Genomic DNA, 22149 nt, shown 5'->3' with positions numbered 1-22149 from the left:
ATTCAGAAGCCAGAATTTAAAAGCAATGAGTGCATAACTCTTCCATTGATTGAAAATAATTCACTCTTCTTCTCTAACATTCTGATTCCTGAATTCTGACTCCTGAATTCTGACAATAAAACCTATGCTGAATCAAAAAAGTAAAACTCAACCCAGAGAACCATTACAACTACTTAGTTACAACAAATCCGTGACAACACGAGTTGGAATAATCTCTTTAGTTGGGTTTTCAATGGCGGGATTTTCCCTCTTATTACAATTTCTCAATTATGGGGCAATCAGCATACTAAATCAAAAGCAATTAGCCCTGGTACAATTATCATCAGGTGAGACGATTTCCGCTAGAGCAGTAGACCCTCAAAAACGCTCTGATGAAGTAATTAAAAAGTTTATTTCTGATACCTTCATTAAGATGTTTAATTGGGATGGAATAGTACAAGTTTTCAATGAAAAAGGTGAGCCAATAACTAAGCAAGATACTGGGGTAGAAGTAGGCAAAAATAATAATAAATCTAATAGTCGAGTCACAAGTAAAGCTTATGATGCTGCCTTTGCGTTGAGTGAAAATGGAGGATTTAGAGCCGCATTTCTGAAAAAATTAGCTTCAATTACTCCCACGAACATATTTAATGGTGATACGCAAGTATCTTTAATCCCTAGATTTATTTCACAGCCACGGCAACTCAGAGATGGAAAATGGGAAATAGATTTTATTGGGACGCTGGTAACTTTTGAACGTAGTGATAATTCCGGCAAAGGGATTACTTTTAATAAAACCATTACACTTTCATCAATTTCTAATCCAGAGTATATCCCAGCTAATACTAGTGAACTGTCTAAGAAAATTTATTCGGCAAGGAAGGCCGGATTAGAAATTACCGAAATTGTCGATTTAGATTTGGGCAAAAGAAAATGAGTAAAGAGAATAATAAAAATGGGTCTGTATCGACTTTAGAGGATTTGCTTGAAATAGATGATGTTAATAAAACTAATGGTAATAAAGCACCAGAACCGGAAAGTTTATTAGTAGCGACTAAGCACACAATTGTCACTTCTCCTTGGTCAAGACTAGCAATAATTGCTGTCCCTTTTGGAGTTGGATTTTTAGCGATATTTTTGATGCTCAATGGCATTTTCAATCCCGCACCAGCACCAAAGATTGGTCTGAAAACGCAGGAAATACCCACCACTGAACAAGCAGGGCAAAGTGATGATGGAGACGGTGATGCGCGTGCAAAACTTGCTCTGTCGGATCAAGAAGATGAGTTAGGTCGCATTAACAAAAATAAATTTGACCAACCAGCACCAGTACCAGTTTCAGTAAACCAAAAGGTCGTGCCATCTAACCCACCATCTCCACAACCTGCGCCACGTTCTGTTCAAAATACACAACCACGTCGCGTAACTCAGACTGCACCACAACCGATTAGGAACTATACTCAGCCACCAACACGCACGAGTTTTTCTCCAAGATCCTCTATATCTGCACGGACAGTAACGCCCCTAGATCCCCTTGAACAATTGAACAAACTCCGAGGCATCGGTTCTTACGGCAAAATCGCATACGCCGAAGCTAGCAGCAGCAAACAATCTTCATTAGATCCGGCTCAATCCCAAGCTCAAGCAATTCAAAATCAACCGAATGAACAAAATGAACAAACAGATACAAATAATTTTGACCAAACCACGCCGCAAAACTCAAGCGAGTCGATTGAAAAGATCCGCCCCAGGTGGCAAGCAACTTCTAAAGTTAACAAGATTACTTTAGCTAATAATTATTTACCTCAAGAAAGCCAAATTCTCCAAGGTAAACAAACTCGCTACCTTACCGTTGGCACTTTTGCTAGTGGTGTGATTGTTACCCCATTAGTTCAAACCACAGTTAATAATTCAGGGCAGACACAGACACAAACACTAACCTCTAATAACACTAGGTCTGTTGCTAGACTGCAAGAGGATTTACGCGATAACTATGGGCAAGTGGCAATCCCTTCGGGAACAATATTTGCAGTCGAGTTAGGTTCGGTTGATGGCGGCAGTTACGCTGTCGCGTCGGTTAGAGCGATCATCAAAGATAATACAGAATATCCGATTTCTGCGGGTGCGATTTCCGTGACAGGAGTTGGTGGTAAACCCCTTTTGGCTCAGAGATTTCAAGACAGGGGTGGCGAGATTGCACGAAATGACTTGTTTGGCGGTGCTGTGTCTGCATTAGGGAAGGTTGGGGAGATTATGAACCAACCGGATAGTGAAGAAGAAATTTCTGATGAATTCACAGGCAGGATTCGCAGACGTAGTAGTGGCAATCAGCGCAATCTTACTGGTGCGTTAGTAGAAGGTTTTTTTGGTAACATCAGTCAAAATCTTAGTCAACGCAATCAACGTAAGAATGAAGAAATTACTTCTCGCCCTAATACTTGGTTTATTCCACAGGGAACCAAAGTTACCTTTAATGTAAATCGCTCTTTAGAGTTGCCATGAAAAAGTTTTTGATTGGTATACCGTTGGCTCTAACAGTTGCTTGTATACCACTATCCACAATTGCCGCACCAGTCGTTCGCACCATCAAACAAACTCAAGCTAGTGGTCAAGGTGCAATTTTACAAACTATCAACGTTTGGAATGGTCACGGGGTAGCCATTTCTTTCTATGAAATTGGCGAGACAATTAAAAAGGTTTGGTTAGACGACCCATCGCAAATCCTGCTTGACACAGATGGTTGCTTAGAGGGACTGGAAGAGAATTGCTCTAACCCCGGTGCTGGGCTGATTCATCTGCGGCGGATCAAGAGAGTAAACATTCCCGGAATACCGCAAACATCTACCACTTTGTTAACAGTAGTTACGCAGTCATCCTCTGGTGAACGCAAGACTTACAGTTTTCGACTAGCAACAAGTAATGGCACTCCTAAATATAGTCAGGTGACAATTCAGAATGATGTGGCACGAGAACAAATAACCCCAAAGCCTCAATTGCAATCATTAGTTAAAACACAGCAAACAATTAATCAAATTCGAGGCGGGATTGTTGTCGCTATTAAAAGTGGATGGATTCTTCAGCAAGATGAACTACACCAGCGCTTGCAAAAGTTAATCGGTTATTTACAATCAGGTGATAACATTTCTACTGCTGCTAATAAGGCTTCTGTCTCTCAAGAGTTAGTTAACAAATTAATTGCTTTGAGTAAGAGTTCTGATAATTTAACGCAAGGTAATGGCTTATGAAATCATCTTTACGACCCAATAAAAACGCCTTACGTTACTTCATTTTTTTGGGTTTAGTAGGTAGCTTATTGATTCATAGTTTCATAAGATATGGGCTATTGAATCAAGTTGTAGGCTTTTTGCTGCCCAAGGCTTCAGCACAAGTACCCGTTATCAATTCTCCTAATGGGTTTACTCCTGATTGGTCGCGTTTGAAATTCAGCGACATGATTATTTCTGTAAGTAGCAGTGTTACCTACCCAGGCACAAGAGGTACAGAAACTAGAACTTGGACGGCAGGACAGAGCATTAGCGAGTTTATGGAACTGGGAGATTTTGAAACACCTCAATTAGCAATAGAAAATCTAAATCTCTCAACCATAGCTTCAATACAGGGAATCAATTTAAGTGGCTTAACATTAGATGATTTTCAATTAACTCAATGGCAAACTTTACCATCTTTAACGGAAGCGATTCCTGGCTTAGGTAATAGAAATGTTACAAGTGTTAAACCTGTGAGCGATTTTTTGAGAAGATTTGGAATTACTGGGGGCACAATAGGTAACACCAGCCGAGATTCTCGTTTACGTGACGTTCCATTAGGAAGAGTAATAAATTTAAAAAATTACTCACTAACATCTATTTCCGACATTGAAAACACATCTATAAATAGATTTGGGAATTGGCAAGACTCCAAAATTAATGGAGTACCTGGGCTATCAACTTTGACATGGGATAATTTGCCAGGACTACGAACACTTGACCTTTCATTTGTTGCCAAAGTTGATCTGCCATTGGGAGATATTGAAGCTAACCGTACCCGCTCCATATCTGGTAGCTACCAAGATGGCTTTAATGTTCCCTGTCTACAAAATAATTGCGCTCATACGGAAATGTCCGGCATTGGTAAGACTACTGGAACACAGTGGATATCCGGGAAATTCCAAAAGGTTAATGGTGGATTTGGCATTTTAAAAGCTCTTAATGATGGTAAAGAGCCTACTGGTCGAAACCCCTTTGGTTCCAGCTTTAAGCAAGTTGTTTGGAATATTTATGAAGACAGTGGAAAGGTGGAGACTACTATGTTTTTCCGCATCTGCAAAACTATACCCTTCATTGGTCGCACTTGCAGTCCATACTTTATAGGGCCTGTACCTTTTATTGAGTACCAAGAGAAAGACCCTATCGTTCTTGGTCAACCAGAATAGGGTGTTGGGGGTAGGGTGTTGGGTGTAGGGAAGACGGTATTGGTGGGGGCAAGTGACCCACTGGTTATTGAGGCTATTTCTTCCCCTATACCCCACACCCCACACCCTACACCCTGCCCCTTTGGGGCTTGGTCAACCTAATTCTCTACCCTAAATATGAGCAAATCTTTCAAAATAAATAGCGCTAATCCTCAAGGATTTCGATTTGAGCAATTACAAAATCCTTCAGATGCAATTGGCAACTATACTCATCAATTATTCACCCCCAATGGACTAACAGTTTTGTCCTTACTTGGTGCTTATATTTTGATGAGGGTGTTTTTTGGCGATGGTAACAAAAAGAAAATCGCTACCAGTTATTGGGGTAGTGGTAAAGAAACTGCTACTGCTCAGAAAAAAGCCATCTTGCAAATTGCCAATCCCCAATGTGATAGTGCGGCACTTTACATTGGTAAGCATCAGGGAAAAGGTGGTGGCACTACTTTCTATATCCCTGATGTGCAAAGAGGTACGGCAGTCATCGGCGCTCCTGGTAGTGGTAAAACATTCAGCGCCATTAATCCGATGATTTACTCGGCAATTGATCAGGAATTTCCATGTATAGTTTATGACTTCAAATACCCATCTCAAGCGAAAGTTGCTGCCTATGCTAAATACAAGGGCTATGATGTTCACATCTTTGCACCGGGATTCCCTGAATCTGAAGTCTGCAATCCTTTAGATTTTCTCCGGGATAGTAGTGATGCCGAATCGTCCCGACAAATTTCAACCGTCATCAATAAGAATTTTCGACTTCTGGGCAATTCAACTGAAGATGGTTTCTTCGGCCCGTCTGGTGATCAGCTGACTCAGGCAATTCTAATGTTAGCTAAAGAGTTCGGTCAATTAGCAGATGTTATGACTTGCGCCGCGATACTTTCTAGCGAACAAATGGTCAAACGCCTGATGGCTGCTTCTCTCAATCCTTGGGTAAAAATTGCCTTTGGGCAACTGTTCAGTTCCGCAGCTAGTGAAAAAACCGTTGCCGGGATTGTTGCAACTGCCAGTATTATGTTTACTCGCTTTATGGCCAAAAACACACTAGGCTGCTTCATTGGAAAGACGACTTTACCTTTAGAAATTAAAGGTAAGCAAATGATTATCTTTGGGTTGGATAGAGAGCGCCGAGATGCAGTAGGGCCTCTCATGACCAGCATTTTACACATGACCATCGCCCGTAACATTGCCAAAAAGCGACTTGATCCACTCATCGTTGCACTGGATGAATTACCCTCGATTTACTTACCTGACCTGTACAGATGGCTCAACGAATCTCGTTCTGAGGGCTTCTGTGGTATTATCGGCTTCCAAAATATGGGGCAGCTTGAGAAGAACTACGGTAAAGATATTGCTAAAGCTATCCTTGGCGCTTGCAGCACTAAATTCATTTTTAATCCTGGTGAAAACGAGTCGGCGCAATTATTCTCCAGCTTCTTAGGTGATGAAGAGATTAAGTACAAGCAAAAAAGCCGTTCTACTGGTAGTAAAAATAATAGCACGAGCATCAGCGACCAAGAGAAAACGAGAAAGCTTTTTGAACCGGCTCAATTTCTGAAGTTAATTGCTGGTAAATGCGTTTTCATTAACCCAACTTATGCTAATAAAAAAGAAGGTTCAGTTCCACTGTTGAAAACTATTAAAATTTCTCAGACTCTCAAAAATATTGAGAAATACAATCAACTTAAATGGGCGAGAATTGTTAGTTTACTAGCTAGGAGAAGTACGCAGAAATTTCCCTCACAGCAAGATTTAGCTTTGCGAGTTAAGCAAGTTGAGTTACGCTTTCCCATTCCCCAAAATCCTCAAGCTGTTTCTAATAATCCCGGTCTGACATCAAAAAACGTTGGCAGTATGGTTAATCAAGACCAAGTTCCTTCTGATATCGGGTTTTAAGATTATGAAAATGACTATTGAAGAAGTGAAGATTGATAATTTTGACTTAATTAAAACTTTATCTCAACAGTATATTCTTGCTAATGGTAGTTTCATTGACATTAATCTGACTCTAACTCAAATCATTGATGATTTTAATACCTTGTCTGGGACTAGACCAAGACTTAAGAGTTTGGGAATCTATATTGTCATAAGTTTGAAAAATATTTATATTAACCTAAATCAACAATTGTGTATTCAAATTGTTAATCAATATATTCACGGTATTGGCTGGCATGATTTGCAGTACATTTGCTTTTTTGATATTAATCCAAGTAATGTTTACATTCATATTGTTTTTAATCGGGTTACTCCCCAAGGTAAGCTCATTGATATCAAATACTTGGGGGCTAACTGGCAACAATATGAGGTTTTACGTCAATCTTGTTCTCGGATCTTAGAAAACCCTGCTAACAATAAATATTTGCAGATCCGATGCAACTGTTGTTCTTAAACAAGAGTACAGCACAAGGCACAGTGGTAAGAAGTCAGAATTCAGGAGTCAGAATGGGCTGCGCCCCGCTACGCTAACAGAATTTATAAAAGGTTTGATATTCCGAGTACATTTTTGAGTCAAATGAGTTTCTGGTTCTTCTACTGTTCTGACTCCTGAATACTGACTCCTGAATTCTTAGGCACAGTGTATAAATAATTAACAAAAAATATGTTTGATGAACGACATTTGCAACTCACTTCTGCTTACGCTAAAGCTAGTCAGCATTTTATTAGAGCTTTTATTTATCCTTTAGGAGAGTTTATTTACAAATCAATCGAATCAGCTATTGATTTAAAATGTCGAATCGAAATAGGAGAAGAAACTTATTTTCTTACTCCTGATGAGGATGGTGGCTGGAAATGGTCTAAAAATAACTTTGAAGGTGTAACAGATGAGTCAATAGAACAAGTAGAAGAGATAATGGCATATTTATTGCCTAAACTTCTCCCCGGTAGTAATGATATAACACCACCTAATTTTTCTCCTGCTCCTGATTTACCTCCAGTTTTACCCAACCCCAATTCCCCCTTAATTCTTCCGCCTTCTGCCACATCTGTTGAGTTTTTAACTATACCATTCGATTCTCAAAATCCCCAGGAATATCTACCTATTAAAGACCAAGAAAATTTAGATTTAAATGCTTCCATCCAGAGAAATGTTTTTTTTACAGTTGAAAGCGCCAACAATGGCATAAGTAGTAAAAAACTTGAGCGACAAAATACTCAACATATCCCGCCTCACCCAGAACATATTGATCCGCAACATTGGCACGAACTCGTAGTAGGCAGCGCGATCGCACCAGAAATTGCACATCTCAACTTCTCTAGTCTTCATTTTAGCTATGTCGGTGGGGAACATGAAGCTTGGGAACGGCTGATGATCAGCGACAAACTCTCACGTACAAATACAGGTAGCCTCTCTATTAGGCTTTTAGAACTCTATTCCCATCTAGATGCAGGTGGGTGGTGGTGTAATTCAGGAGTAGACCCGCGCACATTTGCTAATCTTCCCCCTGGTGAGCAACCTCAAATTAAAGAATGGGGATGTTATAAGCCAAACCGCCCCAGACCCAAAACCGTGAAAAAAGATGGGTTCACTGTTGCGGTTGAAGGCAAGTTCATTAAATATGAGCATCCACCATCAGTTGATTTGAGTATTTTCTTGCTAGATGTCCCAGGCGTGATTGCCCAAAATATTTACTCAAAAGCTGGAGTAAACCCCACCGATAGCGATCGCTTGAATGGTTTTTGGTATTGTGTGTATAAACACAATATTCCACTCGTCATTACAGAGGGGGCGAAGAAGGCGGCTAGTCTGTTAAGCCAAGGTCACGCAGCCATCGGACTACCGGGAATTTCCTCCGGCTATCGCTCACCTAAAAACGAGTGGGGCAAGAAAATTGGTGATTCCTATCTGGCTGATGAGTTAGCTGTTTTCGCAACTTCTGGTAGAGAAATCAAAATCTGCTTTGATTATGAAACGAAGCCTGAAACTAAGCTCAATATCCAAAGAGATATTTGGAAAACAGGAAGCTTATTACAAGAATTTGGTGCTGTCGTGAAAGTAGTAACGCTGCCAGGGTCGGATAAAGGTGTAGATGATTTTATAGTTTCACAAGGAAAAGAAGCTTTTGAAAAGTTATCTGCCGGGGCTATATCTCTAGAGGAGTGGCATCAAAATCAACTTGATAATTTACGTTTTACTATCAAGCTCAAGGATGGCACAGTCAAAAAAATTGATCAACAAAAAGGAGACTCTACTGTGATAGATGATCCCGAATTAGAAGCAAACATTGGTATATTTAAAAAAAGTCGTGCTAAATCACCTATTGACCCTAGTTCACAGATTATAGATATAAAAGTTATTGATTCAGACATTATCCATATAGATGTTGCCCCAGAGCTAGCCCAACCAACTGAAACTCCTGTAACTAGTTCTTCTTGGGCTAAAAAAGCAAATGTTACAGTTTATGAGCCTAATTTTTTTAGAAAGCGCCTAGAAGCTAGCGAGAATAAACAAATAGCTTTTGCTGCTTATACTTTGTTAAAAAAGTATGGTGTTGAGGCGAAAGATGAACAACAGCAGACTAGTGGCAAAATCTACCATGCTGATGCTTTTGTAATCAAGAATCATGGTGCTGATAAATACAGTATCTATCGTCGCCATGATGATGTAGAGTTAATGACTTTTCAAGCTGATAAATGGGGACATGTAGGCAATATTAAACTTTCTTACACAGAAATAGAGTCTGAGCCAAAAATTTGGCAAGAAAAACAAATTAACATTCTGCCTATTGAAAGGCAGGAGTTTTTGTTAGTGGCTGACTACCTGAAAGCTGGTAAAGAATTGCCCTCTGTTGATGAAGACCCTCGCAAAATAGCTTCTGTCGTTGGTTCAGTCTCTCCTAAAGGCACACACAATATTTTAGAAAGTTTCAAAGAAAACGAGGTATTAAAAATACTCACACAAAGTATTACTAGCTTCGAGAAAGACGATTTAACCTTGGGCAATTACCGGATTATTTTTCGGCAAACTAGTGACAATACATCTACTCTGCAATTACTCAAAACTGAACACAATGGTACAAATCGGGAAGCTGTTCGCTTTCAGTTTGAGAAAACTGACACTGGTATGACTCATCAAGTCCAAGGGATGGCTATCACTGAAGCTGATTTGGAGAAGTTAAGACTGTTGGCTCAAAAACTGCATATTAATTACAAAGCATTATTTGGCAACTCGACAGACACCCGTGACATCGACTTGCCCGTTCACCCCGAAATTAACCGTAATTTAAACGATGATCAGTCACACCAATCTACTCAATCTACGCCCAACGCACCAGATCGCAAGACACAATCAAACCCACAAGGAGTAAGCTCTAATTCTCCAAAACAACAGAACGCTGTATCACACTCAACTACATCAACACCTAACGGCACAACACCATCACAACCAACAAAACGACCCAATTTTTCTTCTAACTTAGATAACGCTGTGCTACCACTACATCCAGTTTTAAAACAATATTGGGAGCAGTTAGAAAAAGATGGTTCAAGTCATGAGACTGTAGCGCAAGGACATTTAGAATTTCAATCTAAAATTCAGCAAACTGGAAAATTAACTGTTGGTGAACAGCGTGAACTTTACCAGCAGATTCAAAATCTTGCCTGGAGTGAAATTAATCACAATGGGCGTACTGATATTGTGCTTCCACCATTAGCCCACATTGTTAATGATTTGCGATCGCACGTTCAAAAAGAAGCACAGCCACAGTTTTATTCTGACCCAAAACGTGATACACCCGTGTCTCTCCATCCTGACATCGCCTCTCATTGGCACGATTTAGAAACGAATAAAACTTGGTCTAGTGTTGCCAATCAGTACAACAACCCTTTACGGGAAAAACTTGTCTTAACTGGCAAGCTGACTATTGGGGAGCAACGTGAACTTTACCAGAAAATTCTCCTTCAAAGTCAATTCGAGCAGCAGAACATTGGGCAAACGAATATCTCACTCCCTCCTTTGAATGATGTGATTCAGGATTTGCTTAAGACTCGTAGCCAGGTTATTAACAATACTTATACGCCCAAGGTTGAAGTACATTCCCAAAAATCTCACACTCCGCAACAACCTACTACTAATTCAGAGGAATTAGAATTATGAAAAGGAGTCAGAAGTCAGAATTCAGGAGTCAGAATACTCCATGTCTGTTCGCGCAGCATCTCCAAGAGTTTGTCGGGGGCTTTAGACCATGATTCAGACGCTATCTAAGAGACGCTAAAAGCGTAGCAAGATCCCCGTAGGGGTACACGCACTCGCTTGCCGCCGGCACTATCTACTAAATCGATTCAGAATTCAATTCTGAATTCTGGCTCCTGACTCCTGAATTCTTCTTTGGTAATACCTATGCAATCTAGCTCAGTAGCCGAAACCATCACTATCATCAACCGCAACAGTGGCTTTTCTGACAACCAAATGGCCTACAGACTGGCACTGATGATGGAGAAACACCCACCTTCACCGTCAATAACCCCCGCACTAGAGCCCACACAGCGCGAAAATCTTATTGGTGAGGTGAGAAATACTCTAGACCTGTCCCGAAATGCTCAAACTACTGAAGATTACAGGCAATCCCTTAAGGAAAAATACTACCAAGAATACGCTCAAAAATTTGGTTTAAATAAATCCGAGGAAACACCTGATATAAACAACTCAACAAGAGTTGAAGATTTAATCAATGAAAAGAAAAAGACATTCTCACAGCAGATATTAGAAACTAAAGGGCGCAAACTGCCTTTTGTTGACAGTCAACAGTCAAAATCGGTTGAAACTGAAAATAATGAGGTTGCTAAAAAGTCTCTCATTCCTGCACTAATGAATATTATCGTTACAAAGGGACAAGATACTATTGGCGGTCGAGTCTATGAAGGCATGGCTTATCAATTAAATTTGTTGATGAGAGAAGGTATGCAGCGTCTGACTGTTTGGCGCAAAAGTGATAATCAATCGGCTTTTAGTGCTTATAAAGTAGATACTAACGAAGAATACAAAGTAATACACAATCACCTTTCACCACAAGAAACACAAAAGCTGATCAACTTTGATATAAGAGTGCAACAGCAACAGCCACCACCACAGCAACAACAAAACGAGCGATCTTCTGACGGCCCAGAGTTAGACTAACTAAAATACCCAACAAACAACCCAAGAATGTACGCGCTTACTAAAACATATCGCTTAGTCACCCGCTCGAATTGTGACCAGGGTGAGATGATGACAGCTAATACTATGTAAAACAATACTTGTAAAAAATCGTTGTGCCCCAGTTTGATAATTGCCGCTATCATCAAAGCCACAAAAATTAGAAATTCCACTCCTGTTTCAATCCTGTCCCAAAGTTTCACATCATATAGGTAACGCATCTTGTAACCTCTTTTAGAAGTCGGAAGTCGGAAGTCAGAAGTCGGAAGTCAGAAATTAAACTCAAAACTTCCGACTTTCGATCTCACACTTCATACTTATTCTTGTCTCACCATAATTCTGATCTTTCTCCATGATTAAAATTAGGAGCTTCAAACCTTTTTAAACTCAAAACTTCCGACTTCCGAACTCCGACTTCCGACTTGTTTTGGTGATTTGGGCAACATCCTACCATCACCCCCATAGATCCCGTCATCTTTGTAAGGAAATATAATGGTGAATTTGGTTCCTTGTTTGGCTACTGAATCTACCCTCATACTGAGTCCGTGAGCATAAGCCACCATCCAGGCAATATACAATCCCATTCCTCTGCCCGCCTGATCAGATAACCTACTCTGGGGCGCTCTCCAAAACGGAATAAATATATTTGATAGCTGTTCGGTGGCAATTCCACAGCCGGTATCTTCAATCTCAATAATTAAATCATCTTCTTGATTGAGCAATCTTAAAAAGATATCTCCGGCAAGAGTGTACTTAATAGCATTTGTCACAAGATTACACAACATTCTGTCAATACTTATGCCGTCACCCCGTACTTGCGTTCCATGCTTATACGATGATTGAGTTTCATAGTGGAGATTCAAGGAATGATACTGCGCTATTGGTTTGAATCGAGAATAATTATTTTGTAAAAAACTTAACATATCAAACTGCTCCTCTGTCACTGGATTTAGTTCAAAAAAAGCAGTTCTTTTAGATTGAATCAAACTCACCCCTCGCTCATGCGTTTGTTGTAAAGCTATCAGCAACGGTTTGATCTCTTCTAAAGACTGTCCATAAGCACCATCAATTATCTGATTCAAAACTAACGATGCTCCTTGATAGTTGTTTGAAACATCATGTAACAAACCTAATATGCTTAAAACTTCCTGTTGCATAACTATGTTTCCAACGACAGATAGTGATTTGGGCTACTTTTATGAATAAGTGCTAATTATGTCTGCAAGATTTGAGAATACTTTTATTTTAGTTATAAAAAAAAATATCCAATCCAACTTTAGTACTAAAGTTTTTTTCATTTATCTGGAAAAATTTTTCTTACTTTTATTTTATATTACAGACATAAAAAGTAAAAGGCTTAACACCAACAACTATGCTATAAATATTGAGTCATCTTATAATCGAAGTGATCTATGATTCGATTAACGCTCATTGAGGATGAAGAACTCATTAGGTTGGGGATCACTACTGCTATCAATCAACAACCAGATATGGAAATGGTCGGCGTTGCTCGTACTGGCATTGAAGGGATTAATTTAGTTAAGGAATTAAATCCCGATGTGATTTTGGTGGATATTGGTTTACCCGACATATCGGGGCTAGAAGTGATCAAAGAGGTCAAAGTCAATAGCAAGACTAAAATTGTTGTCCTTTCTTCCCATTCTTCTCAAGGCACTGTTCAATCAGCTTTAAATGCCGGCGCTGATTCTTACATTCTCAAAAAGAATAATGTTCCTCTGATTTTAGAAGCAATTAAAACCACATTCTACGATAACAAGTCTTTTTTTGACCCTGATATTAGCCGACATAATTTTTTCTTCCAGCAGAAAATTAAGGGGAAGAGTTACCAAGATCATCTTAGTGCCACTGAAATGCAAATTATCTCTTTGATGGCAGATGGTTCTTCTAATAAGCTGATTGCCGAGCGGTTATTTATTACTGAAAGTACCGTTAAAGGCCATATTAACAAGATTTTTGCGAAGTTAGATGTCAAGGATCGCGTCAATGCTCTGATTGAAGCTAGTAAACTTGGATACATCGAACAAGATTACTTGAAAGTAGGTTAGCTACTTACTTACCTACTTGAATTAAACAATAGCCCTGGGTTTTACTCTGCTGTGTTTGACAGGCTTCAATTGCTGCTTGATTCTTCAAGATTATTTGATACATTTGCTTACCCTCTTGGGATTTTGCCCATTGAAGAATCTTTATCTCGTTACGTGATACTACTACTGACTGATTCGTTCCTATATTTTGCACCAGATTCCATGTGGTCAGCGAACCCAGCAAGGTACTGCCAGCCGCGACTAATCCACACACAAGAGATACTGTGCCCAATCCCCAGCCTGCCTGCACTTTCATACCTGTGCCGGTGGGCTTGCTTTTTTTGATCTCATCACGTACAGCATTTGACACAACTGTATAATGCATTGACTCGGCTTGTTTGCTTGTTTTCTCCAGTTTTTGGTCTATCAGTGCCGCCCATGCTTCTATCATTGCCTCCATTCTTGCCTGGAGGTCTATGATCGTTTCTTCATATCTGCCCAGTGTCGCCATCATCCTAAAAACTGGATCGTCTGGTGTAATTCCTAATTGATATGCCCCTTCAACTATGCGTTTTTGTTCTGATGGGGAATAACCTTGTAGTGTGTCTTGTAGTGTCATCAATCAAGCCCTAGATATTTAATAGCCAAATCGTTATTCATCACTGAATGATGAAACTTTTTAATCCACTGAAAAATGAAGCTTCTCCAAAATAAAATTATTGAGAAATCCTGGCAAACTTGTGAATATGGTTTATCAGCCTTTTCCATTGCTTGATAATGATTCCGATGTAGAGCCATTAATTCTACTTCTGTCCCTCCTATGATTAACAGCTTTTTCCGCATCTTCTCCTCATATTCTCTAAAATCTGGCGCAAAATGGTAATTTTTCACTACCACGTAGTTAGCGTTATTGGTCGCGTTCTGGATGATTGCATTTAAGTAATATATACAGTCTTCCCTGTGAGAAATAGGTTGAAGAAATGTTAAATTCCAACCAAATTTTACTACAACCTCAAATAAGCTAGCACTCTCGATATATTGAATTACTTTTTCAATATCTTGTCCGGGCATATCAACAATTATCACATCTAACTCAGGATGATTTAAGTCATCTGCTATTGCATCAGCATCGTCATTTGATAAATTAAACTTCTTAATGGTTGCTATATGTTCATAAGCTTGAAATACAGGGAATGATTCTTGGTTATAAACCTTTATCCGTTTTCCTTGTTGGGCGAACATTTCTAGCAATAGCTTGATAACTGTAGACTTACCCACCCGCGCATCTCCTACAGTTATAATCATTCTTTTTGACATCTTTATTCCTATTCAGATAAAATCTTCTCTATGCCAAATAAATCTTTTTTTGGCTTTATTTGCCCTTTAAAATTGTTCAGCCAGCTTAAGACTCTACCAAATACAGACGGATATTCATCTTGTTCAAGTCCTTGTCTAAATGTCAAATTTTTCACATCTAAATAATCGTAGGATTTTTTCGCTAATTTTGGCATATTTATACTTGTGAAATCATGCCCTGTTGCTTTTACTTGCTGTTCAATTACTTTTATTTCTTCGGAACTATTATAAAAAGTAAACTGTTCTGTCTCTCCATAAAACAAGTTTTTTACTATTACATAATCAACGCGATCGCCGCAGAAACTATATAGTTCTAGTAGTTGAGTTATACAATCAATTATTGTACTAATAACTATTACTATAGTTACCTGCATCTTACATTTATTATTTACTACATCTAAAAACCCCATCTCGGTTATTAAAATTTTTAAAGTTGGCAGAAATTGTGATGGCGTTTCTAGTAGTATCAAAGATTGTGAATCTCGATATTTCCCAGATTCTTTTGATTTGGGATAGACTAATTCTTTTAAATTATCTACAAATTCGTCCAATTTATCTGAATTAGATATATCTAAACGTTGAATATTTGCAGCTTTCTCATAAAATCTGATCAAGTGTGGATTAGAATTATCCGCGTCTAACCCGACAAATTTTACTGCGTTATCTATGTAAGTTTGCGCTAAACCTCTGGCAAACGTTGACTTACCAACACCTCCTTTATCTCCTGTCACCATTACTAATCTTCTTAGTTGTTCTGGATTATTTTTATTGTTGTTATTCTTATTATTCTTTTCGGATACTGGATTATTAGACTGTGTATTACTAGTGTTTTCTTCTGTCGCATTGTTAAGTGCTATATTGTCGGGTGCTAGGCTATCTAACTCTGTATTACCAATGTTTTCTTCTGTCACATTCTTGGGTGGTACATTGTCAAGTACTGTGCTATCGGGATCTGTATTACTAGTGTTTTCTTCTGTCACATTCTTGGGTGCTATATTGTCGGGCACTGGGCTGTCGGGATCTGTATTACTAGTGTTTTCTTCTGTCACATTCTTGGGTGCTATATTGTTAAACGGTGTATTACTAAAGAGTTGATCTGCCAGATTGTTGCTAGTATTTCGGTTATTATCGTTGGCTATCTTAATAGTCATCATTCTTCTTCCTTTTGATATTGACTAATTTTTTTTACAAGTACTGTCTTTGAAATATTGGTCGAATTTTAATTCGTACCCAATGCAGAAATTTATTAATCAAGTCCGCTTTTACAATCGTCTTTAAGGTATTGATGGCTGTAAAATTTAAAGTTTTTACTTTTACTACCTCTTCTTCAATAACTACATAACGTTCTTGACTGTGAATATTCATCAGTACTATTTTTTCGTTATTTAATTCTGCTGCAACGACGTTGAACACATCTTCGGCAAATATCTCTAACCCTAGTGGGGTAGAGATTACTCGCACCGTGTTACCCAAAGGATGATCAAATTCCCAATATGTCCATACTCTTCCCATAAATAGATTGCCATATTTGATTCAACACACGAAGCTATTTAGGTACTGTTTTTTTCAGTACTATGGTTTCTTGATTTTTCAAAAATACGTTATACAATTACTAGCGATTATTTTTGATTCTCAAAGAATTGCCTCTGTCAACACTGATATTATTCTTAGGCAAAACTGATAACGGTTGGATGTTAAGCCGATCGCCAACCTTGATATTGGCAGTGCCTTTTACTAGCTCTAGCACTTGGGAGGCAACTTTCCCCTTGTAGATGGGACAAGGGGTTTTGTAACACGGTTGGGCATTGTAAACCGCAGTTGTCACCACATTGTCCTTAAGATAAAAGATGTCTAAAGGAAAATTTACCTTGTACATCCAAAAAGGCACGTCGTAAATTTCTCTGCCCAGGTTGAATAACATTCCGCGTGAGCCGTTTAAGGATGCTCGAAATTTCAGCCCTTTCTCTAATTGCTCTGGTGTAGAGGCGACTGAGAGCTTAAATGTGCGATTGCCTTTCGTGAGAAGGTGCGTAACTGGTAAATCCTGGGGACGAGTTTGGACGTAACCCAGCGCCACAGTGCCAATGATAATAAATACTCCAGCAACAGGGCCTAGTATGTTCAGTAACTTGAAAGCAGCAACATATAAATCCTTTTCAGAATTAATTTTTAAAGTTTTCATATTTCACCAAAAATATCAACATTGCCGAGACTATATATAGATGAATCAATCGGGCTAGATGGAAGGCCATGCAAAGCCGCAATGTTACGCATACTTTCAACTCGGTCAGCTTCGCGGATGGCCAGAGGATTCATACTCTGCCTTGCAGCCAGCAATGCCGATAATGTAATTCCTAGTGGTGGTAGTTCTTGAAGGGGAGAAACATCGTCGCCAAACATTTGACAGAAAGTAGAGATGGCGGCACGTTCAACAATGGCTTGAATCTCCGCCCCGACACATCGCTGCGTGGCTTTGAGTAACCTTTTCCATTCTTCTTCGCTGTACCCATCGCCCCGATCGCGGAAACGAGGATCGAAACGGGCCAAGTGAATCTTGAATATTTCGTGCCGTTCGCCGTAATTTGGGAGATCCACCTTAAAAATCTCGTCGAAGCGCCCACTTCTGGTTAGCTCTGGTGGTAGCCATTGAATATTGTTAGCCGAAGCGATAATTAAAACCTCACTAGTACGTTCTTGCATCCAGGTCAAAAGCATACCAGCGAGGCGTTTAGATAAATCATCATCCCCGGCGAATCCCTTATCAAAGTCATCAAGGTATAAAATTAAACGATTGATTCGGTCTACGAGTGCGAGTAAACTCTTGAGTTTATATTCAGCCAAATTACCGTAACTGCGGAAACTACCCCACTCCAAGATAATCAGAGGTAGCCCCAATTGTGCAGAACTTGCTTTAGCGGAGTAAGATTTTCCTGTTCCCGGTGGGCCGATTAATAAAATCCCCTTGGGTAAACGAAGATTGTAAGCTTTAGCCAATGAGGATAGAAGGCGCTTATAAGTTTTAAACGCTTGCTGCATCAGTTCCAGCCCCCCGATAGGAGTGCTTGGAGGTTGGAGAAATTGAATATTATAAATTCGCTTAAATAGGTCAATTTTGTAAGCGGACAGTTTTTCTACTAACTCATCCAGTGTAATTTCATGATTTGCGATTGCTTGTCTGATTCCATAGTTAATGTCTGCCAAGTACATGCCTAAGCCAGCGTTCGCTGTCGCATGAATATCGCTGCGGCTGTAATCAGGTAATACTTGGGATAAATAACTGCTTATTTCCTCTATAGCTGGCAATTGTTGCACAATGGTAGGAACTTCGGGGGCAATGTCAGATGACACGGTGGCGTTTGACCCTAAGAGAATCGCTGCTTTGTTAGCATGGCAATTGTACAGCTTCAGGTTAATCAGGGCTGACTTAATCCACTCGGAAGTCAGAAAGAAATCGGGGTCAGTGGTAGACTCTCCCAGCCAAGGGAATATGCCCTCTAGTATGAGAATCCCTTGTAAATGGGTAGTTTTCCAGAATCGCAGAATTTCAAAGTAATGTTCACGTCGATTCTTGGCGATCGCCTGATACTGGTCAACTCTTTGTAAACTTAATCCCTCCTCATTAGTAGATAACTGCTGTAGCGCATCATCCTCCAGCGTCCACAGGTAACAGTTAATATTGTATTGCTGGCATTCACTGGCTAGATTGATGAGCAGCCTGACCCTTTCTTGCAATGGAGACTCGACAGCAATCAGCTTATTGTTAAGCTTAATTAATCCAAATATTTGCTTTGTTAACTCATTATTCATTAGGGCTTTAGTTAAATTTCACCCCAATATTATTGATAGCTAAAACTCTTTACTAGCTACTTTGGTACTGAAAAAATCGGTACTAGAGGAGCTTGACTTTTTTGCAACTATAGCTCTAATTCTTCGTGTTTTTGTTGTGAATAACGTTGTTGTAATTGATGGGAGAAATTGATTAACTGCGTATTCCAATCCCGACTTTCGCACTTGAGTTGAGTCGAGTGTGGCAGCAGTTCTTTAACAGCCCGTGCCACTGTTGGTTGACTAAAAGCTACCTGTACACAAGGAACATTACGTAATCTTTCAACAGGTAAATTTGAAGTGTCATCTGCTGCCATGTAAACTGTTCTGTTTTCTGGTATTCCTTTAAAGAGATATTCCAGCATGGCTACTGAAATGGCATCAATGGGAGAAAAAGACAGCACGACAGTACTAGTTTGTTCGTTAGGCTTTTTCCCCAAAGTAAAGTAAAACCAGCTATCACGGCGAACAGTACCTAACTCATAACCAGAGAAATTATTAACTGCCCCTTCTAAAAATGCTCCTTTGGTCTTTCCGTTGAGATCCCGCATCACAAACACTACATTTGCTTTTGAGTCGGCATAAACTAGTCCTTGGTTATGTAACATTTGTACGCAATCAGAGGGTATGCCTCGTTTCTGAGTTAGGTAATGTTCAACACCTGACCAATTAGCTTTATCCTCAACAGGTGGGGTGAATTGGGGTGCTGGTTGAGTTTGGATAATGTCAGCCGTAACTTTTTGAGCATGAGCCATCGCTGCACGTTTTGCGCCGACTTCACCAAATCTTTCCCCCAGCCATGCGATCGCAGTTGTTTGGTTGCATTGATTAACGTGTTTCACCAAATCAATTGCATCATTACCTTCAAAATGAGAACCGGGAGCAAGGTCGCTAAATTTAGAGCCATCTATATTAATGATGTGGTTTCCTCCTACCCATTCATTCCCTTTACGCCACAGTCCTAACTCCCAAGCAACATCATCCAAAGCTAAATCAGTTGACCATTCGGTAAGTTTTTTAATTGATTGATTATCTTGCTCCAATTGCTCTATCCGCCGCCGTAACTGTTCATTGTCAAGTGCAAGAGCTTTGGCTGTAGCTTCCATCTCTTCCTTACGCTGATTCGCCCTGTCTCGGTCGGCAGCTTTGGCTTTCAATTGCGCTGTACTTAGCTCATCAACTTCTAAATCCCGCCCCTCCTCCACTATGCGGTAAAAATCCTTGATGTCCTGGTGCTTTGCTCTGCTTCCTTTAATACCGCGCTCCAACCCAATTAACCGCATTGTCTGGTAGTAAGAATCTTGAAATTGTTGGATTTTCTGCCGCCCGTCAAAGAAATGATTGCACCGTAGCTGTCCTTGATCATCCAAAGGCACAAAATAAGCGTGAATATGGGGTGTGGCTTCATCTAAATGCAACTCGGCGCGGACAATGCGATTGCCATATTCATCCGCTAACCACTGATGAGTCGCTTCTAGCCATTCATCCAGCTTTTGTGGTTCATAGTAACCGGCTTGAGTGGGGCAGTTGGGACGGAAATAACTGGGCGATGCACTCAACAGTAACTCCACGCAGTACACCGCATCAGTGCGAATCTTCCGCTTCTGCTCCGAGTCCCCTATCTTGGCTAAGACTAAATCCTCTAGTCGTTCCTCTGGGTTGAGGCTACCGATGAACCGAATATTTTTTTGAGTGGGATCTGCATTAGGGGTTTCTCTTTCTCGTGCAGTGTGAGATGCACTCCCTGATATGTTACCCCGCTTTAATTTTTTTAATCGCGCGATCGCGTATGCCATTTTTTCTTTACGCTAAAATTTGGAAATACAAGTTTTTGGGCTGACTGACTGAGAAACAAATATCACTCAAATTCTTGCTGTTTTTTCTCGGTTTCACGCCTATTTTAAAGCCAAATCGCTCAGATGCGAAAATGGGCAAATAACCGTAGTAAGTACGACTATCTTAAGCCACCCTACAGCAGTTCTGAGGCATTTTACAGGCAATTCTCCCGCTATCCCCAAGATTCCCTTAGTAGTATAGTAACTGTTAATACAATTTTAACCTAAGTAGAGAACACCCGACTTTCTGTGACTGGGACTAAAAAACCACGCAATAGCAAGGCTTTCGGGTTATTTTGTTGTCAACAAGCCTTAATTAATGAGAATGAATAGGCTGCTCACAGAATTTTTTGAGAATTACTCAAGGTTTTCAAAGCTAATTCAGAATTTTTTGAGAATTACTCAAGATTTTCAAAGCTAATTCAGAATTTTTGGGAGTTTTTGTAGTGCAAAATCAACAAGATTGTAGTACACATTCTCAATAAGACCCAAGCTTATTGAGAATAAAAACATGGCAAAAAAGTGGCTGTAGCTGATTAATGATAAGGCTTTCAAGAGAAAAAATGCAAAAACAGTGGACGGCCAAGAGGACAGAAAACGGCGTTTCTTGTCCTTTTGGCCGTCCAAAGGAAAGTCATGAAATCTAGATATTTCCAATTTGGGCTTGTGTGAGGACGGCCAAAGGGACAGAAAACGGCGTTTCTTGTCCTTTTGGCCGTCCAAATTGATAGTATTTATTTTGACAAAGAGTGTACTTAAAAATCAAATAAACCCGACTTAAATAGTGTAGATTCAATATTTTGAAGGAATTGCATTATGAAGTCTAAAAAAAATGATTAAATGGACAAGTAGAAATAAAATTTAAGTACTTCAAGATTGCTTCATAGATAAAAAAGTGAAATTGAAGTTCCTCAAGACGAAAAGTGTTGAAACTAAATTTTAAGAAAAATAAAGTTCAGCAGTATTAAAAATAAAGTGTCATAATTTTCAATATCTGCATTACCTGTGTGAGAAGCATAAAATATGGCAGAGATAGAACAAATAAGAGTTTCGATTAAGCGCCCGAAAGATAGTTTAGATGGAAAAGTAGTTGGCTACATAAGATCAAATCCATTTGGTTTAGAAGCAGATTATTCGCAAGTTATAACAGCAACGCTAAAAAACCACTGGCTACCTCTAGCCTTGTTTTCTTCGGGACTGAGGGGAGAAGAATTAAGACAGATTGGCATTTGGGCAATTAGTCAACTAGAAGCACAAATTAGTATGATTCGGAGAACTTGCGGGATAGCACCAGACCCACTAGTGGTGACATCAAATATATCAATGCAAGCATCAAACATAGTGGCATCAGATAGTCTATCTGTCTTAGGGATTACTTCGGGAAATGGACAAATAAGTTCTACTGATGAAGAAGATGAAGACGATGACGATAACGATGAATTTCTTGACTCGCAAAACTATCAAGAGATGACCGATATTAAGCGGATGTTTGGCTGGGACAAACCTTGA

At 39.6% G+C, this 22149-nt stretch carries 19 protein-coding genes; 10 read left to right on the top strand and 9 right to left on the bottom strand.

What is annotated here, in order from left to right:
- Positions 1–124 precede the first annotated feature (124 nt).
- From H6G86_RS24770 to H6G86_RS24735, 8 genes are all read left to right on the top strand, one after another.
- Entirely contained in the window at positions 125–916 is a 792-nt protein-coding gene (locus H6G86_RS24770) for a hypothetical protein (RefSeq protein WP_190936557.1), read from the top strand.
- The gene (locus H6G86_RS24765; protein ID WP_190936556.1) at positions 913–2481 is read left to right on the top strand and encodes a TrbI/VirB10 family protein; all 1569 of its coding nucleotides are present in this window, start codon (positions 913–915) and stop codon (positions 2479–2481) included. The genes H6G86_RS24770 and H6G86_RS24765 overlap by 4 nt, the downstream gene beginning before the upstream one ends.
- Positions 2478–3224, top strand: coding sequence for a hypothetical protein (locus H6G86_RS24760; protein ID WP_190936555.1), 747 nt, complete (start codon positions 2478–2480; stop codon positions 3222–3224). The genes H6G86_RS24765 and H6G86_RS24760 overlap by 4 nt, the downstream gene beginning before the upstream one ends.
- On the top strand, positions 3221–4411 hold the full coding sequence (locus tag H6G86_RS24755; protein ID WP_190936554.1) for a hypothetical protein: 1191 nt from the start codon (positions 3221–3223) through the stop codon (positions 4409–4411). The genes H6G86_RS24760 and H6G86_RS24755 overlap by 4 nt, the downstream gene beginning before the upstream one ends.
- A gap of 156 nt (positions 4412–4567) precedes the next feature.
- Positions 4568–6343, top strand: coding sequence for a type IV secretory system conjugative DNA transfer family protein (locus tag H6G86_RS24750; RefSeq protein WP_190936553.1), 1776 nt, complete (start codon positions 4568–4570; stop codon positions 6341–6343).
- Between the two features lie 4 nt (positions 6344–6347).
- Positions 6348–6836, top strand: coding sequence for a relaxase/mobilization nuclease domain-containing protein (locus H6G86_RS24745; RefSeq protein ID WP_190936552.1), 489 nt, complete (start codon positions 6348–6350; stop codon positions 6834–6836).
- Positions 6837–7046: 210 nt separating this feature from the next.
- Positions 7047–10541: a DUF3854 domain-containing protein gene (locus H6G86_RS24740; RefSeq protein WP_242064951.1), complete on the top strand. Its 3495-nt coding sequence runs from the start codon at positions 7047–7049 to the stop codon at positions 10539–10541.
- 243 nt (positions 10542–10784) lie between these two features.
- A complete protein-coding gene (locus H6G86_RS24735; RefSeq protein WP_190936551.1) occupies positions 10785–11561 on the top strand; it encodes a hypothetical protein in 777 nt (258 codons plus the stop codon).
- On the opposite strand, the gene H6G86_RS24730 is transcribed toward H6G86_RS24735, so the two are convergent.
- Together H6G86_RS24730 and H6G86_RS24725 are read right to left on the bottom strand one after the other, a co-directional pair.
- Positions 11558–11800, bottom strand: coding sequence for a hypothetical protein (locus H6G86_RS24730; RefSeq protein WP_190936550.1), 243 nt, complete (start codon positions 11798–11800; stop codon positions 11558–11560). The genes H6G86_RS24735 and H6G86_RS24730 overlap by 4 nt on opposite strands.
- A gap of 150 nt (positions 11801–11950) precedes the next feature.
- A complete protein-coding gene (locus H6G86_RS24725; protein WP_190936549.1) occupies positions 11951–12736 on the bottom strand; it encodes a sensor histidine kinase in 786 nt (261 codons plus the stop codon).
- A gap of 255 nt (positions 12737–12991) precedes the next feature.
- On the opposite strand from H6G86_RS24725, the gene H6G86_RS24720 reads away from it, so the two are divergent.
- On the top strand, positions 12992–13645 hold the full coding sequence (locus H6G86_RS24720) for a response regulator (protein ID WP_190936548.1): 654 nt from the start codon (positions 12992–12994) through the stop codon (positions 13643–13645).
- 4 nt (positions 13646–13649) lie between these two features.
- Here H6G86_RS24720 and H6G86_RS24715 read toward each other — a convergent pair whose 3' ends face one another.
- The 7 genes from H6G86_RS24715 to mobV all read right to left on the bottom strand — a co-directional run bounded on the left by H6G86_RS24715 (position 13650) and on the right by mobV (position 20601).
- On the bottom strand, positions 13650–14243 hold the full coding sequence (locus tag H6G86_RS24715; RefSeq protein ID WP_190936547.1) for a DUF6753 family protein: 594 nt from the start codon (positions 14241–14243) through the stop codon (positions 13650–13652).
- The gene (locus H6G86_RS24710) at positions 14243–14941 is read right to left on the bottom strand and encodes a hypothetical protein (RefSeq protein WP_190936546.1); all 699 of its coding nucleotides are present in this window, start codon (positions 14939–14941) and stop codon (positions 14243–14245) included. Before H6G86_RS24710 ends, H6G86_RS24715 begins: the two co-directional genes overlap by 1 nt.
- 8 nt (positions 14942–14949) lie before the next feature.
- Positions 14950–16134, bottom strand: coding sequence for a nucleotide-binding protein (locus tag H6G86_RS24705; RefSeq protein WP_190936545.1), 1185 nt, complete (start codon positions 16132–16134; stop codon positions 14950–14952).
- Between the two features lie 31 nt (positions 16135–16165).
- Complete coding sequence (locus H6G86_RS24700) at positions 16166–16492, bottom strand: hypothetical protein (RefSeq protein ID WP_190735143.1); 327 nt, start codon at positions 16490–16492, stop codon at positions 16166–16168.
- A 100-nt stretch (positions 16493–16592) separates the two neighbouring features.
- Positions 16593–17162, bottom strand: coding sequence for a DUF192 domain-containing protein (locus H6G86_RS24695; RefSeq protein WP_190936544.1), 570 nt, complete (start codon positions 17160–17162; stop codon positions 16593–16595).
- Positions 17159–18787: an AAA family ATPase gene (locus H6G86_RS24690; RefSeq protein ID WP_190936543.1), complete on the bottom strand. Its 1629-nt coding sequence runs from the start codon at positions 18785–18787 to the stop codon at positions 17159–17161. The genes H6G86_RS24695 and H6G86_RS24690 overlap by 4 nt, the downstream gene beginning before the upstream one ends.
- Positions 18788–18894: 107 nt before the next feature.
- A complete protein-coding gene (mobV, locus tag H6G86_RS24685) occupies positions 18895–20601 on the bottom strand; it encodes a MobV family relaxase (RefSeq protein WP_190936542.1) in 1707 nt (568 codons plus the stop codon).
- 1062 nt (positions 20602–21663) lie between these two features.
- On the opposite strand from mobV, the gene H6G86_RS24680 reads away from it, so the two are divergent.
- Positions 21664–22149 carry a hypothetical protein gene (locus tag H6G86_RS24680; RefSeq protein WP_190936541.1) on the top strand — a complete coding sequence of 162 codons (486 nt, stop codon included), beginning with the start codon at positions 21664–21666 and terminating at the stop codon, positions 22147–22149.

This window comes from Nostoc sp. FACHB-133 (assembly GCF_014698055.1).
Lineage (GTDB): Bacteria > Cyanobacteriota > Cyanobacteriia > Cyanobacteriales > Nostocaceae > Nostoc.
Note: the sequence above shows the minus strand (reverse complement) of the source record. Positions and strands in the feature narration are given on the sequence as shown.